We start from the raw sequence: 13,536 nt of genomic DNA on the forward strand, positions 1-13,536 counted from the left end.
CGGTTACCACCCCTCAGATCATTGTTTGTAATCGCTGCAAAGCGGTGCGCGCTCTTTGGCGACGTAGCGTTGCAGGTCGGCCTGAGACAGGCTGCCTGCGTTGCGATGGCCCTGGACCTTGCGCACGATTTCATCGGCGATCGGGCCGGTGTAGAGCGCGTCCGGCCCTTCCTTGGCGATGCGCTTGAACACCTGGGCCAGCGCCGGGTTTTGCAGCAGGGTACCGGTGGCTTTGGGGCTACCGTCGGCGTTCAGAAAGTACGCCGCCATGTCCGGCGATTGGGCGATATACGGGTCGGCGGCAATCAGGCTGTGCAAGCGGGGTGAGATCGCGAAGCCTTGTTCCGCCAGACGGATCGCCGGCTCGAACAGTTTGGCCCACTGCAAGTGGCCGGTCTTTTTGTGCGCCATTTCCAGTGCGCGTAAAACCCCCGGCGTACCGACCGAGCGTCCGCCGATCTGCGCGTCGGGAAACGCCATCGGTTTGCCGTCGGCGTTGAGGAACAGTTGACCCGTCGCCCCGGCCGGTGCGGTCTCGCGGCCGTCGTACGCGTGCACCGTTTGGCCATCCCACAGCATGATGAATGCGCCGCCACCGATGCCCGAGGACTGCGGCTCCACCAAGGTCAACACCGCCTGCATCGCAATCGCGGCGTCAATCGCCGAGCCGCCTTGGCGCAACATCTCGCGTCCGGCTTGCGCGGCCAGCGGGTTGGCGGCGGCAGCCATATGGCGTTCGGCGTGACGGGTAGTGAGGTCGGTGCGATAACCCGAGCCCAGCTCCGGCGCCGGTGGTTGTTCGTTGACCGAGGTATGGCAGGCCGTCAGGGCCAGGGTTGCGGCGATGACCGTCAGTTGACGGCGAGAAATCGAAAACACGCGCTGAACTCCGTTCATGGTGAGCAAGATCCGTTGTCCTTTAGGTACGGCTTTTTTACAGGTAAATCGTGCCTTGCATGTACAGCGCGGCCTTGCCGGAGATAATCACGCGGTCGCCTTTGCACTGGCAGTGCAACTGGCCTTTGCGCAGGCCGCCCTGCTCGGCCGTCAGGTGGGATTTGCCCAGGCGCTCGGCCCAGAACGGGGCCAGCGAAGTGTGTGCCGAACCGGTGACCGGATCTTCGTTGACCCCCACATTCGGCCCGAACCAGCGGGAGATGAAGTCAAACCGCGTGCTGCGCGCGGTCACGGCGATTCCGCGTTTGGGCATGCCCTTGAGGCGTGCAAAGTCCGGAGTCAGCGCGGCCACTTGAGCCTCATCCTGCACCAGCACAATGAAGTCATCGGTGTTGAATACGTCGGCATGCTCAATGCCCAGCGCGGCCAGCATACCGGCGGGTGGCTCGCACGGGTGGGGCACTTTGGCCGGGAAATCCATCGCCAGTTCGTCACCGTTGCTTGTCACCCGAAGCTCGCCGCTGCGGGTGGCAAAACGCAGCACGTCAGAGGTGTCCGCCAGTCGATGAATCAACACCCAAGCCGCGGCGAGCGTGGCGTGACCACACAGGTCCACTTCGACTTCGGGGGTAAACCAGCGCAACTCATAGCCATCGCCACGGCGCACGAAGTAGGCGGTTTCCGAGAGATTGTTCTCGGCGGCGATCGCTTGCAACTGCTCATCGGGCAACCACTCAGTGAGCGGGCAGACTGCGGCCGGGTTGCCGCCGAAAGGCTGTTCGCTGAAGGCGTCGACTTGATAAATGTCCAGTTTCACCGCAGGGCACTCCGTGTGGGGGGAGGCTGGACACTAACAGTGGGTCAAGGGAGCGTCAAAATACAGTTGGGGAGTTTTTTTGTGCGCATGCAGACCGTGTTGCTTATCGTCATCTGCGGCACGGAGCGGGCCTGCGGCCGGCGGGGCTTTTCGGCAGGCATAAAAAAACGGCCTACCTTTCGGTAAGCCGTTTTTAGTACTTGGTGGCTACACAGGGACTTGAACCCCGGACCCCAGCATTATGAATGCTATGCTCTAACCAACTGAGCTATGTAGCCAAGTGGCGCGCATTATTCGCGCAGAACGACAACGCGTCAAGCGTTTATTTTGAGTTTTTATCTACGCTTTCAACTGTTTAACCGAAACAGGGCTAAATGGCGACGAGCGGAGAGGTGGAAAGCGGCATCGGTTGCCCGGCAAGCGTTTCCACCGGGCACTGTGAGGTAGGTTTCTGAAGCGGATATTCGGTTGGGCGATATCCCTGCCGCCCAACTATGGCTCCGGTTACGGCTGACGCGAGCTGTGGGTGACGCGCTTGAGCTGTTCGCGAGCCCGAGACAGGCGGGAGCGGACGGTGCCGATAGGTATGTCCAATACATCGGCGGTGTCTTGGTAGCTACCGTCGGTTTCCAGCGAGGCGTAGAGCGTTTTACGCATTTCCGTCGGCAGATGGTCGATGGCATTCAAGGTTTTTTCCAACCGGCGGTTGACCTCGAACTCCCAGTCCAGGTTGTTGTTTTCATCCTGGCCGTGCCACAGCGATTCGTCGAACTCACAGTGAACCGGCTTGGCATACATTCGCCTGAAGTGATTGCGGATCAGGTTCTGGGCGATGCCGCACATCCAGGTGCTGAGTGTTGCGATGCCGCTGTAGCGTTCACGGTTACGCCAGGCTTCCAGGTAGGTCAATTGCAGAAGATCGTCCGCATCCTCCGGGTTGAGCACCCGCTTGTGGATAAAGCGTCGGAGTTTTTTTTGCTCGTCGTCTGTCAGGTGATGCATGAATTGAGGCGAGCTGCCAACGAGGTGAGCTAAAGCTTCAATAGGGATATTCATGTTTTTTTCCTTTGGGTAGACGCAGTCGAAACATGTCGACAGGACCCCTTTAGCACTGCCTGTGCCAAACGGAAAAAACTCATAACCCTATGATTTATATGTATAAATATCTTGAAATATCTGAGATTCGTGCAGCCTGTTGCGCGGCGGCGCGCAAGCTTGTGCAAGTCTTTTCAAATTTGTCCTGAGATCATTTTTGATGGAACCGCTCAGGAAGGTCTTGCCACACAGGGAAACACTCTTCCTGTGCTGGTCAGTCCATGAAAGTCGAATCCAAAAATGATGTGCAAGCGAACCAACGCTTGGATCAACCGGTTCTAAATCCCGCTACCGTGGCGATGCCCACGAAGGCTGCTGACGAACTTTCGTTCTTGTTCAGTCAGGAAGTGGACGCCAATTCCCGACCGTTGAGCGAACGCAAGATGGGATTTCCCATCCCTCCCGTCGAACATATGGTGCAGCTGTACGATCAGTTGGGTCATCCGGCCCAAGCGACCATGGCGGCGATCTCCCGTCGAGTCAGGATGCTATTGCTGCAGAAGCCCACTGTCGAGAAGTTGCTGGAGCTGACGGGGCGGGACCCGGCACGCGCATTTGTGGTGCTCAAGTATGTGGCGGCTCATGCGGACAGCGAAGCGCGTCCGGCTGAGGCCGCCTTGGCGCGCGATGCCATTAACCGGTTGGAAATCCGTTTCAAAGGGGAGATCCAGGCCGGGCTGAACATCGCCTCGGCGCTGCAGACGGCGAGTATCGATCCGCAGGAGCGCCAGGCCCTGCGTACGCTCTACTACGCCAGCGTAGTGGCGCGGCAATCGCTGGCCACGATGATGCAGGCGTTGCTGGGGGTCTATGGTGGCGAGCGGTTTCACGATGGGCTCAAGATCATGCGTAAAGCCTTGGCGGACGATATTGCCGCGCTGGTGTCGTCAAGCCCCACGGCCGTGTTGCGCACCTTATTGTTGGGGCTGCAAAGCTGCGGACAGTTGAGCGGCGTCTTGGCCGGCTGCCGTGCGTTGATTGAGCGCCTGGGTGTCGGGCATGACGCCGTGGAATTGCTGCAGCGGCTGTTGGGTTACGCCGGTAGCGGTATTGATGCCGGTGAATTCTTGCGCCTGGGCACTGATCTGGGCGGTGGCTCGATCGCTCAGAAGTTGGTCGTCCTCAACGCGTTTTACCCGCTACTGCAGCAGATGCCCCTGGCGTTGTGGGGGGACAGCCAGACCCGCCGTGAGACTCTGCATATGCTCTTGCTAGTGATCGATGAGTTGGACCGCAGTGTACGTGGGCCCAAACGCTTTGCTGGCGAGCCGAGGGCCGCGACGTGACCGCATTGTCGGCCATCAACCGTGTCCTGCTCAAAGTGGCCCAGCGCGCCGAAGTTCTCGGCGCGGTGGTGGTCATGGCCATCGTGTTCATTTTTATCGTGCCGTTGCCCACCTGGCTGGTGGATATCCTGATTGCGCTGAATATCTGTATCTCGTGCCTGTTGATTGTCCTGGCGTTGTACTTGCCGGGGCCGCTGGCGTTTTCCTCGTTCCCGTCAATTCTGTTGCTGACCACCATGTTCCGACTCGCGCTGTCGATCGCGACCACGCGCCTGATCCTGCTGGAGCAGGATGCGGGCGACATTGTCGAGGCCTTCGGCAACTTCGTGGTGGGAGGCAACCTGGCGGTGGGCATGGTGATCTTCCTGATCCTTACGCTGGTCAACTTCCTGGTGATTACCAAGGGCTCGGAGCGGGTGGCCGAGGTTGCGGCGCGCTTTAGTCTGGATGCGATGCCAGGCAAACAGATGTCCATCGACAGTGACTTGCGTGCCGGCCTGATCGACGGTGCGCAGGCACGCGACAAGCGTGAGCAGTTATCCCGTGAGAGCCAGTTGTTCGGCGCCATGGACGGGGCAATGAAGTTCGTCAAGGGCGACGCTATCGCAGGCTTGATCATTGTGGTGGTCAACCTGTTGGGCGGTTTCTCCACGGGCATGTTCCAGCATGGGTTGAGTGCATCAGACTCGATGGCGTTGTACTCGGTGCTGACCATCGGTGATGGGCTGATCGCGCAGATTCCTGCTCTGTTGATCTCGCTGACGGCCGGTATGATCATCACCCGCGTGGCACCGGATGGGCGCAAAGGCATCAGTAACATGGGGGCCGAAATCGCCCGGCAAATGACCAGCGAGCCCAAGAGCTGGGTGATTGCATCGGTGGGGATGCTGGCCTTCGCCGTAGTACCCGGCATGCCGACCGGGGTGTTTATCCTGATCTCGCTGATCACGGGAACCTTGGGCTATTACCTGGTGCGCCAGCGTCAAAAACAGGCAGAACCTGCCGCTGAAACCACCGAGGTCGTGCGTCCTGAAGAGAACGGGCGAGAGGACTTGCGCGGCTTCGATCCGTCGCGACCGTACCTGTTGCAGTTTCCGCCGTCCCTGCGCGGAACGCCGGAAGTGACCGAGCTTATTCACGGGATCCGACAGTCGCGAAATGCATTGGTAGCCAATATCGGCCTGACGCTGCCGCCCTTCGAAGTCGAGCTGGATGATTCATTGCCCGTCGATGAAATGCGTTTCTGTGTGCATGAAGTGCCGATGGTCAAAGCGTCGCTCGTCAGCCTTCTGGCGGTCGATCGCAAAGCGCTGACGGTGGAGCCTGAGCATGGCATACCCGGGTCGGTTGAGCGCGACGAGCAGAACTGGATCTGGCTGCCACCGAATGACCCGCTGCTTGACGACCCGCAACTGGAGCGTTTCACGGCGACGACCTTGATCATCGAGCGCATGAAGCAAGCCATGATGCTCAGTGGGCCCCAGTTCCTTGGGATCCAGGAGAGCAAATCGATCCTCAGTTGGCTGGAGCACAACCAGCCGGAATTGGTTCAGGAACTGCAACGCATCATGCCGCTGTCGCGTTTTTCGGCGGTGCTGCAGCGCCTGGCCAGTGAGGGAGTGCCGTTGCGGGCGGTGCGGCTGATCGTCGAGTCGCTGATCGAATACGGTCAGCATGAGCGGGAGCCGGAAGCCCTGGCCGACTACGCGCGCATTGCCCTCAAGGCGCAGATCTTCCACCAGTACAGCGAAGCCGATGGCCTGCATGCGTGGCTGCTCTCGCCCCAGAGTGAAAACATTTTGCGTGAGGCCCTGCGCCAGACCCAGACCGGTGTGTTCTTCGCGCTGGACGACGAACACAGCGCGGCGTTGATCAACCTGCTCAATCAGGCCTTTGCCGTGAGGCCCAAAAGCAAAAGCGTGCTGCTGGTAGCGCAAGACCTGCGCAGCCCGCTGCGTACCCTGCTGGTGGAGGAGTTCAACCACGTTGCCGTGTTGTCGTTTGCCGAGTTGGCGAGTACCTCCAAGGTCAAGGTACTGGGGCGCATCGATCTGGGCCAGGACGATCTGATGCGTGGTGCGGTGGCATGAGGATCTCGCCATGGCCTGTGTGGAGGGCTCTATGATGTTTGAGCTGCGGGTACTTGATGGCCTGAGCCAGGGCGCTGCGTTGCCATTGTTTGGTGAGCAGTGGAGCATCGGCGCCCATGGGGATGCTGACCTGGTGCTTAACGGTCCGGGGATCGAAGAGCAGCATGCGCGTCTTCGTTTTACTGACGCTAATTGGTCGGTGCAGGCGGAGGCGGGGCTGCTGCGAGACGCCGAAGGGCGGATGCTGGCGCAGATCGCGAACCTGGAGCTGAACATACCGTTTTGGGTGGGCGAGGTGCAGTTGTGTGTCACCTTGGCCGATCAGCCCTGGCCCCAGCCTTACGCGCCGGCACCGCTATCGCCGCCCCCGTCCCCGTCTCCTGAACCGGCGCGGGGGTTCACGCTATCGTCCATCCCGCAAGCACAGCAGAAGCGCTTGATCAGCGTGGTGTTGGTGGTCACGGCCATCATTGTAGTGATGGGCATGATTTCAACCGGGGAGCCCGAGGCCCAGGCTTCCTTGATGCCGCCGGTAGTCCGAAAGCACGAGTTGGCCACGCCATTTGAAGTGCGCCAGCAGCTGTTGAAGATGCTCGGCGAGCGTGAGTTGAGCCAGCGCGTCAGTCTGCAAGTGATCAATGGCCAGGTTGCCCTCAGCGGTGATGTTTCCCAGGACGAGGTGGAACTGGTGGCGCGCATGCTTGCCCGTTTTGGCGAGCAGTTCGACAGCGCCGTGCCGGTGATCAGCCGTGTGCGTGTGCGCGATGGGGCACTGCCTTTCAAGATTGTGCAAATCGTCGGCGGGCCCAATGGCCATGTGGTCCTGGAAGAGGGCGGCCGACTGTTTGTCGGAGACGAAGTGGAAGGGCTGCGGCTGGTGCTGATCGACAACACCAAGGTGGTCTTCGATGGCGCCCAGCGTTATGAGGTGCGCTGGTGAGTTTGGATGTGCAAGCGCGGCTCGAGGTTTGGCAGCAGCGTCAGGCCCAGTCACTGGCCAGTTTTGCGCCGGTGACAATGCGCGGTCGCATCCAGCGCGTTAACGGCATGCTGCTGCAGTGCCGCTTGCCGCAGGCGCGTATCGGCGATTTGTGCCAGGTGGAAAAAAGCCCCGGCGACTACATGCTCGCCGAGATCATCGGTTTCGATCAGCAGGACGCGGTACTCAGTGCCCTGGGTAATCTCGAAGGCGTGCGGGTGGGGGCCGGCGTGGAGCGCCTGGGTGTCTCCCATCGGGTGCAGGTCAGCGATGCGCTACTGGGCCAGGTGCTGGATGGCTTTGGGCGGCCGATCACGGGGGAGGGGCCCAGCGCCTTTGTCGAGGCTGACTTGCCGGACACCAGCGCCGTGTTATGTGAGGCGCCGTTGCCCACCGAGCGCCCCAGAATCAACCGGGCGCTGGCCACCGGCGTGCGTTCGATCGATGGCCTGATGACGTTGGGCGAGGGGCAGCGCGTAGGCCTGTTCGCCGGGGCTGGTTGCGGCAAGACCACCTTGCTGGCCGAGATCGCGCGCAACGTCGAATGCGATGTCATCGTGTTCGGCCTGATCGGCGAACGGGGTCGTGAATTGCGTGAGTTTCTCGATCATGAACTGGACGAACAACTGCGCGCCAAAGCGGTACTGGTGTGCGCCACCTCCGACCGCTCCAGCATGGAGCGCGCCCGCGCCGCGTTTACCGCCACGGCATTGGCGGAAAGTTTTCGTCGCAAGGGGCAGCGGGTATTGCTGCTGATTGACTCCTTGACTCGATTCGCCAGGGCCCAGCGCGAAATCGGCCTGGCTGCCGGCGAACCCTTGGGGCGCGGAGGCTTGCCACCGTCGGTTTACAGCCTGCTGCCTCGCCTGGTGGAACGTGCCGGGTTGACCCGCGACGGCGTGATCACGGCGATCTATACGGTACTGATCGAGCAGGACTCCATGAACGATCCTGTGGCCGATGAAGTTCGCTCGCTGCTCGACGGCCACATCGTGCTGTCACGCAAATTGGCCGAGCGCGGACACTACCCGGCGGTGGATGTGCTGGCGAGCCTTTCACGGATTTTGAGCAACGTCGCGGCCCCTGAAGATATCCAGGCCGGCACCGGGTTGAGACGTTTGCTGTCGGCCTACCAACAGATCGAGCTGATGCTCAAGTTGGGGGAGTACCAACCCGGCAGCGACCCTCTCACTGACCTCGCGGTGGACAGCCGTCAGGCGGTCGATGGTTTCCTGCGCCAGGATCTGCGCGAGCCTACGCCGATGGCGCACACGCTGGAGCAACTCAAGGAGCTCACCGCCCATGTCCCATTCTGATGTATTGCAGGGTGAGGTGGAGACGCTGCGACGTCTGCGCCGGCATCGAGCCGACCGTGCCGAGCGCGCGCTACGCGAGGCCAAGCGCGCCCAGCAGGCGCTGCTCGCCCACATCCAACGGGCCCAGGACGCCCTTGAACAGACTCGACAGGAAGAGGCCCGCAAAAGTGCTGAATTGCTCAGTCAGCATCAGGGGCAGGTGCTGAGCCTTAAGGAGTTGAAATCCTGGGGCGCGCGGGAACGCTCGTTATCTGCCAGTACCCGGCGCGAACAAGGCCACTTGGTGCAACTACAAGATCAGCAGGGCGAAAAGGAACGCCGCGTTGGCAGCGCTCAGAAGCACGTCACTGAGTGTCTGCGGCAGGTGGAAAAACTTCAGGAGTTATCGCTCCTTCTGGCTCAGGAGCCGACATGACTCAGGTTTCAAATAAACCCACCGAGCGGCCGCGTCCCAGTGAAGCGCGTGAGGAACGCGAGCCCGGCGCTATGGGTGTAGTGGCTTGGGAACAGGGGCGATTGTTCGCTCAGCTGTTTGCCGATAACGATGAAGGCTTTGGGTCGGGAGCGTCCTTATCGGGCGTCAAGACATCGACCGATGCCGCCATGATGCAGGCCCTCGCCGAACAGTTGGCCCCTCGTATACAGGCCGGCGCCAACTGGCCGCTGCAGGCGGTTTTGTATTTACCCCGGCTGGGGCGGATCAACGCCAGCGTGCGCCGTGAGCCGAACGCCTGGACCATCGAACTGGAGGCGGAACATGACGCCACGGCGCGCTGGCTCAGCGGCGTGCGACAACAATGTGAAGAGCGGTTTTCGGGAGAGTTGGGGATGCCGGTCAATCTGCTTCTGCCGGCTGTCGGGTGCGCATGATAGTGCCGACCTTAACTCTACCTTCGATCAGGGCCACCACGGTTGCCGCGCGCCGTCGCCTGGGGCGCGGCCTGCGTATGGCGTTTCAGGTTGCCGGCCAGAGCGGTGAATTGCGACTGGAGCCTGGGCGAGCGCCCACACGGCCCGAGTTCTTTTGCTTCGAGACCGCGTGTGGCGTGCTGGCGTTCGCGCAAGCAGGGCCGGTGCTCAGCCTGCTGGGCGAGTGCCCGGTGACACTGGCCCCTTCCGGCAACGATCCGGATTCTTGGTTTTGGGCCGTGTTCCAACACCACCTTAGCCCGCAGGTGAGTGCGCTGTTGGGGCATGTGCGCTTGCTGGAAACCGACCGTCCCAAGGGCTTTGGTTGCCGGCTCTGCATCACCCTGGGGGCCTCTCGGGTGGATAGCTTTGTGTGGCTGACCCCGGACAGCTTCCTGGCGTTGTGCGAGGCCGGACCCTGGCGCGACACCGCCGAGCCGCTGCCGGCGCGATTCCAGCTGGCAATTGCCGTGACCCTTGGGCGCTTGCAGCTACCGATTGCACAGGTGCGCGGCCTGCGCACAGGCGATGTGCTGATGCTTGAACAACCCTTTTTTCAAGCCCAGGGCAAAGGTTATCTGCAAGTTGGCAAACAGCGGCTGCATGGCTGTATTGACGATGCTACCGGGGCTTTGTGCCTGACCCTTACTTCTATCGAGGACACGTCCATGGACGAAGAATTTTCAGCCCCCCATTACTCGGAATATGAAGAAGATGAACCCGTGGTGGATGTGTTCGGCCACGAGCCCTTCGATGAGTTGAGCATGGCGTTGAATGTGCGCTGCGGCACGTTGAACCTGACCTTGGGCGAGCTGCGCAATCTCGCACCCGGCTCAGTGCTGGGCATTGCCGGTTACGCGCCGGGAATGGCGGGCCTCTATTACGGCGACCGCCCCATCGGCCAGGGGCAATTGGTGGAAGTCGACGGTCGCCTGGGGTTGCAGTTGTCCCGCGTGATGTTCGGCCGATGATACTTCAGGGGCTAGACCCCCTCGTTCTCGCGCTTTTTCTGGGGGCGCTGTCGCTGATGCCCCTATTGTTGGTCATCTGCACATCGTTTTTGAAAATCGTGATTGTGCTGATGATTACCCGAAATGCCATCGGCGTGCAGCAGGTGCCGCCCAGCATGGCAATCAATGGCATCGCGTTGGCCGCGACGTTATTTATCATGGCACCGGTGGGGTACGAGATCGCTGAGAGCGTCAAGGCCTCGCCTCTGGATATGAGCAACGTGCAAACGGTACTGCAGACCGGTGGAGAAGCCATCAAGCCGTTGCGTGCCTTCATGCTGCGTAACGTGGACCCGGATGTGCTGACCCATCTGCTGGAAAATACGGGGCGGCTATGGCCTGCGCAGATGGCGCAAGAGGTGCAGCGCGAGGACCTGATCCTGTTGATCCCCGCCTTTGTGCTGTCGCAGTTGCAGGCCGGCTTCGAGATCGGCTTCCTGATCTACATTCCCTTTATCGTGATCGACCTGATTGTCTCCAACCTGCTGCTGGCGCTGGGCATGCAGATGGTCTCGCCCATGACCATTTCTTTGCCGCTCAAGCTGCTGCTGTTCGTGCTGGTGTCCGGCTGGTCGCGGCTGCTCGACAGCCTGTTCCTCTCCTATCTCTGAGTCGCTTATGGACCCGATCGTGCTGTTCAAGCAAGGCATGTTGCTGGTGGTGGTGCTGTCGGCGCCACCGTTGATCGTGGCGGTGGTGGTCGGTGTGCTGACGTCCCTGGTGCAAGCATTGATGCAGGTCCAGGACCAGACGTTGCCCTTTGGCATCAAGCTGGTGGCGGTGGGTATCACGCTGATCATGACCGGACGCTGGATTGGTGTGGAGTTGATCCAACTGATCAACCTGACCTTCGACATGATCGGCCGCTCGGCCCTGAACTGAGGCCTTGCCTGTGCTGCTCTACCTTGAATTCCTGCCCAGTCTGTTGATCGGCATGGCGCGTATTTACCCCTGTGCCATCCTGGTGGCGGCGTTCTGTTTTCAGCACATACGCGGCATGCCTCGGCACACCATTGTGATGGTCATGGCATTGATGCCCGCACCGGGTATCCATGCGGCGCTGCAGGGGCAGGATTACTCGGCGCTCATGCTCGGTGGGTTGGCGCTCAAGGAGGTGGCCCTCGGGCTATTGCTGGGCGTGTTGCTGGCGATGCCGTTCTGGATGTTCGAGGCGGTGGGGGCGCTGCTGGATAACCAGCGCGGTGCGCTGGCCGGTGGTCAGCTCAACCCTTCGTTGGGGCCGGATGCCACGCCGATCGGGCACTTGTTCAAGCATCTGGCGATTTTTCTGCTGATGGTCAGCCTGGGCTTGGGCGCTCTGACCCAAGTGATCTGGGACAGCTACCTGATTTGGCCCCCGACCGTGTGGTTTCCGCTACCTGCGCCGAACGGTATGAGTGTATTCGTCGGCCTGCTGGGCGATACCTTCACGCACATGATGCTGTACGCCGCGCCTTTTATCGCGGTGCTGTTGTTGCTGGAGTTCGGCATCGCGTTGCTGGGGGTTTACAGCCAGCAGCTGCAGGTGAGTACGCTGGCGCCGCCGGTCAAGTGTCTGGCGGGTATTGGAATTGTGCTGTTGTACTTTGCTTTGCTGCAGGACCTGATCGTTGGGCGCATGCTCCAGCTCGGTGAGCTTAAACACTCGTTGGGGTTGCTGTTCAAGGCCTCGGGCGCATGAGTGACTCGGGGGAAAAAAAGCACCCGGCGTCCGCCAAGAAACTGCGTGACCAGCGCAAGAAGGGCCAGGTCGCCCAGAGCCAGGACATCCCCAAGCTCGTGGTACTCACGGCCATCAGTGAGATTGCCTTGTTAACCGCCGAAACCAGCCTGCAACGTTTCCAGCAATTGATGGCATTGCCGATGTCGCGCTTTAACGAGCCGTTTGGACGGGCGTTGGAAGAAGTGATGGTTGAAGGGCTGGTGATGTTTGCCTCGTTTGCCCTGTTGATGGTCGGGGTAGCGATTACGACGAAGCTGATCAGCAGTTGGATGCAATTCGGCTTGCTGTTCGCCCCGGAGGCCCTGAAGCTCGATTTCAACCGCCTCAATCCGGTCAGCCAGCTCAAGCAAATGTTCTCTGCCCAGTCGGTGATGAATCTGTTGATGAGCATCGCCAAGGCATTCCTGATTGGCCTGGTGGTGTACGTGGTGGTCTGGCCCTCGCTGGGGGCTCTGATCAACCTGGCAACCAGCGATCTGCCCAGTTACGTGTTGGGGCTAATCGCCCTGTTTCGCCAGTTGCTGCATGCCTGTCTCGGGTTGTTATTGGTGCTGGCCCTGATTGACCTCGCCTTGCAGAAGTACTTCTTCGCCAAGCGTATGCGCATGACCCAGGTCGAGGTCGTCAAAGAGTACAAGGACATGGAGGGCGACCCTCATGTAAAAGGCCAGCGTCGCGCGTTGGCGCAGCAACTGGCCCAGGAGGAACCCAAGGTCAAGCTGCCCAAGCTCGAGGAGGCCGATATGCTGGTGGTCAACCCGACGCACTTTGCAGTGGCCCTGTATTACCGCCCAGGTAAGACGCCGCTGCCGTTGCTGATCAGCAAAGGTACGGACGCCGACGCCCGTCGACTGATCGTGCGGGCGAAGGCTGCCGAGGTGCCGGTGATTCAGTGCGTTTGGTTGGCCCGTACGCTCTACGAGAAAAAACTAGGTGCCAGTATTCCCCGCGAAACCTTGCAGGCCGTGGCGTTGATCTACCGGACCTTGCGTGAGCTGGATGACGAAGCCAAGCGCGAAACCCTGGAATTGCCGGAGCTTGAGCGGCGTTGATCAGCGGCTGGAGGTTGTGTCCAGGGCGCTGAGGTTGGCCAGCGACAACATCCGGCTGAGAGTTTTTTCCAGTGTGTTACGTGCCGTAGGCAGCGCGTGCCAGATCACCAGTGCGTTCTGGGCGTCGAGGTAGGCAAAGCAGCCATCGTACAAGGACGCGTACTCAAAGCGTCGCTCCAGAACCCGTTGCAGTTGCCCGGGTTGCAACGATTCACGCGCAATGAGCAAGGCCATCCCTGGCTGCATGCCGGCTTGCAGTGCGCACACTTTAATTCCGGCGGCGAGTTGCAGGTGAGCGGCAGCGCCGCTCACCAGCTTGTCCAGAAATACCTGGCGTTGTACGTCGGGCATTTCCGTTGCGC

Annotated in this window: 14 protein-coding genes, 1 tRNA gene and 1 pseudogene; 11 read left to right on the forward strand and 5 right to left on the reverse strand. The window is 60.7% G+C overall.

The genetic code is table 11. From position 1 onward, the window contains the following. Positions 1–21: 21 nt before the first annotated feature. The 4 genes and pseudogenes from YA0848_RS16200 to YA0848_RS16215 form a co-directional block, all read right to left on the reverse strand. Positions 22–897: pseudogene (locus tag YA0848_RS16200) on the reverse strand (gamma-glutamyltransferase); the annotation flags it as partial. A gap of 37 nt (positions 898–934) precedes the next feature. After that, positions 935–1,714 carry a PhzF family phenazine biosynthesis protein gene (locus YA0848_RS16205; RefSeq protein ID WP_169903770.1) on the reverse strand — a complete coding sequence of 260 codons (780 nt, stop codon included), beginning with the start codon at positions 1,712–1,714 and terminating at the stop codon, positions 935–937. 201 nt (positions 1,715–1,915) lie between these two features. Continuing rightward, positions 1,916–1,992, reverse strand: a tRNA-Met gene (locus YA0848_RS16210). Between the two features lie 226 nt (positions 1,993–2,218). Next, the gene (locus YA0848_RS16215; RefSeq protein WP_034095760.1) at positions 2,219–2,770 is read right to left on the reverse strand and encodes an RNA polymerase sigma factor; all 552 of its coding nucleotides are present in this window, start codon (positions 2,768–2,770) and stop codon (positions 2,219–2,221) included. Between the two features lie 260 nt (positions 2,771–3,030). Between YA0848_RS16215 and YA0848_RS16220 the strand changes: the two genes are divergently transcribed. Genes YA0848_RS16220 through sctU form a run of 11 tightly spaced genes read left to right on the forward strand, consistent with a single transcriptional unit; the run spans position 3,031 to position 13,174 of the window. After that, the gene (locus tag YA0848_RS16220; protein WP_034095761.1) at positions 3,031–4,095 is read left to right on the forward strand and encodes a TyeA family type III secretion system gatekeeper subunit; all 1,065 of its coding nucleotides are present in this window, start codon (positions 3,031–3,033) and stop codon (positions 4,093–4,095) included. After that, positions 4,092–6,185: a type III secretion system export apparatus subunit SctV gene (gene sctV / locus YA0848_RS16225; protein ID WP_034095762.1), complete on the forward strand. Its 2,094-nt coding sequence runs from the start codon at positions 4,092–4,094 to the stop codon at positions 6,183–6,185. Before YA0848_RS16220 ends, sctV begins: the two co-directional genes overlap by 4 nt. Positions 6,186–6,219: 34 nt before the next feature. Then, positions 6,220–7,125: an FHA domain-containing protein gene (locus tag YA0848_RS16230; protein ID WP_034096756.1), complete on the forward strand. Its 906-nt coding sequence runs from the start codon at positions 6,220–6,222 to the stop codon at positions 7,123–7,125. Further along, the gene (locus YA0848_RS16235; protein ID WP_040267191.1) at positions 7,122–8,480 is read left to right on the forward strand and encodes a FliI/YscN family ATPase; all 1,359 of its coding nucleotides are present in this window, start codon (positions 7,122–7,124) and stop codon (positions 8,478–8,480) included. The genes YA0848_RS16230 and YA0848_RS16235 overlap by 4 nt, the downstream gene beginning before the upstream one ends. Further along, positions 8,467–8,895: a type III secretion system stalk subunit SctO gene (gene sctO / locus YA0848_RS16240; RefSeq protein WP_034095764.1), complete on the forward strand. Its 429-nt coding sequence runs from the start codon at positions 8,467–8,469 to the stop codon at positions 8,893–8,895. Before YA0848_RS16235 ends, sctO begins: the two co-directional genes overlap by 14 nt. Next, positions 8,892–9,350, forward strand: a complete 459-nt coding sequence (locus tag YA0848_RS16245) for a type III secretion system HrpP C-terminal domain-containing protein (protein ID WP_034095765.1) — start codon at positions 8,892–8,894, stop codon at positions 9,348–9,350. The genes sctO and YA0848_RS16245 overlap by 4 nt, the downstream gene beginning before the upstream one ends. Continuing rightward, the gene (locus tag YA0848_RS16250) at positions 9,347–10,360 is read left to right on the forward strand and encodes a FliM/FliN family flagellar motor switch protein (protein ID WP_034095766.1); all 1,014 of its coding nucleotides are present in this window, start codon (positions 9,347–9,349) and stop codon (positions 10,358–10,360) included. Before YA0848_RS16245 ends, YA0848_RS16250 begins: the two co-directional genes overlap by 4 nt. Further along, entirely contained in the window at positions 10,357–11,010 is a 654-nt protein-coding gene (sctR, locus tag YA0848_RS16255; RefSeq protein ID WP_034095767.1) for a type III secretion system export apparatus subunit SctR, read from the forward strand. Before YA0848_RS16250 ends, sctR begins: the two co-directional genes overlap by 4 nt. 7 nt (positions 11,011–11,017) lie before the next feature. Then, positions 11,018–11,281 carry a type III secretion system export apparatus subunit SctS gene (gene sctS / locus YA0848_RS16260; RefSeq protein WP_034095768.1) on the forward strand — a complete coding sequence of 88 codons (264 nt, stop codon included), beginning with the start codon at positions 11,018–11,020 and terminating at the stop codon, positions 11,279–11,281. Positions 11,282–11,291: 10 nt separating this feature from the next. Continuing rightward, positions 11,292–12,080, forward strand: coding sequence for a type III secretion system export apparatus subunit SctT (sctT, locus tag YA0848_RS16265; protein WP_034095769.1), 789 nt, complete (start codon positions 11,292–11,294; stop codon positions 12,078–12,080). Beyond that, the gene (gene sctU / locus YA0848_RS16270; RefSeq protein WP_034095770.1) at positions 12,077–13,174 is read left to right on the forward strand and encodes a type III secretion system export apparatus subunit SctU; all 1,098 of its coding nucleotides are present in this window, start codon (positions 12,077–12,079) and stop codon (positions 13,172–13,174) included. The genes sctT and sctU overlap by 4 nt, the downstream gene beginning before the upstream one ends. On the opposite strand, the gene YA0848_RS16275 is transcribed toward sctU, so the two are convergent. Then, entirely contained in the window at positions 13,175–13,525 is a 351-nt protein-coding gene (locus YA0848_RS16275) for a transcriptional regulator (protein ID WP_169903772.1), read from the reverse strand. It abuts the gene before it with no gap. Between the last annotated feature and the right edge of the window lie 11 nt (positions 13,526–13,536).

The organism is Pseudomonas sp. S4_EA_1b (assembly GCF_016307435.1).
GTDB classification, from domain to species: Bacteria; Pseudomonadota; Gammaproteobacteria; order Pseudomonadales; family Pseudomonadaceae; genus Aquipseudomonas; species Aquipseudomonas rhodesiae.

What these genes read in the sequence shown, in the direction of transcription:
- sctR (WP_034095767.1), top strand. Translation starts at nt 10,357, where the DNA reads ATGATACTTCAGGGGCTAGACCCCCTCGTTCTCGCGCTTTTTCTGGGG.
- YA0848_RS16215 (WP_034095760.1), bottom strand. Translation starts at nt 2,770, where the DNA reads ATGAATATCCCTATTGAAGCTTTAGCTCACCTCGTTGGCAGCTCGCCT.
- YA0848_RS16230 (WP_034096756.1), top strand. Translation starts at nt 6,220, where the DNA reads ATGTTTGAGCTGCGGGTACTTGATGGCCTGAGCCAGGGCGCTGCGTTG.
- YA0848_RS16245 (WP_034095765.1), top strand. Translation starts at nt 8,892, where the DNA reads ATGACTCAGGTTTCAAATAAACCCACCGAGCGGCCGCGTCCCAGTGAA.
- YA0848_RS16275 (WP_169903772.1), bottom strand. Translation starts at nt 13,525, where the DNA reads ATGCCCGACGTACAACGCCAGGTATTTCTGGACAAGCTGGTGAGCGGC.
- sctU (WP_034095770.1), top strand. Translation starts at nt 12,077, where the DNA reads ATGAGTGACTCGGGGGAAAAAAAGCACCCGGCGTCCGCCAAGAAACTG.
- sctS (WP_034095768.1), top strand. Translation starts at nt 11,018, where the DNA reads ATGGACCCGATCGTGCTGTTCAAGCAAGGCATGTTGCTGGTGGTGGTG.
- YA0848_RS16220 (WP_034095761.1), top strand. Translation starts at nt 3,031, where the DNA reads ATGAAAGTCGAATCCAAAAATGATGTGCAAGCGAACCAACGCTTGGAT.
- YA0848_RS16250 (WP_034095766.1), top strand. Translation starts at nt 9,347, where the DNA reads ATGATAGTGCCGACCTTAACTCTACCTTCGATCAGGGCCACCACGGTT.
- sctO (WP_034095764.1), top strand. Translation starts at nt 8,467, where the DNA reads ATGTCCCATTCTGATGTATTGCAGGGTGAGGTGGAGACGCTGCGACGT.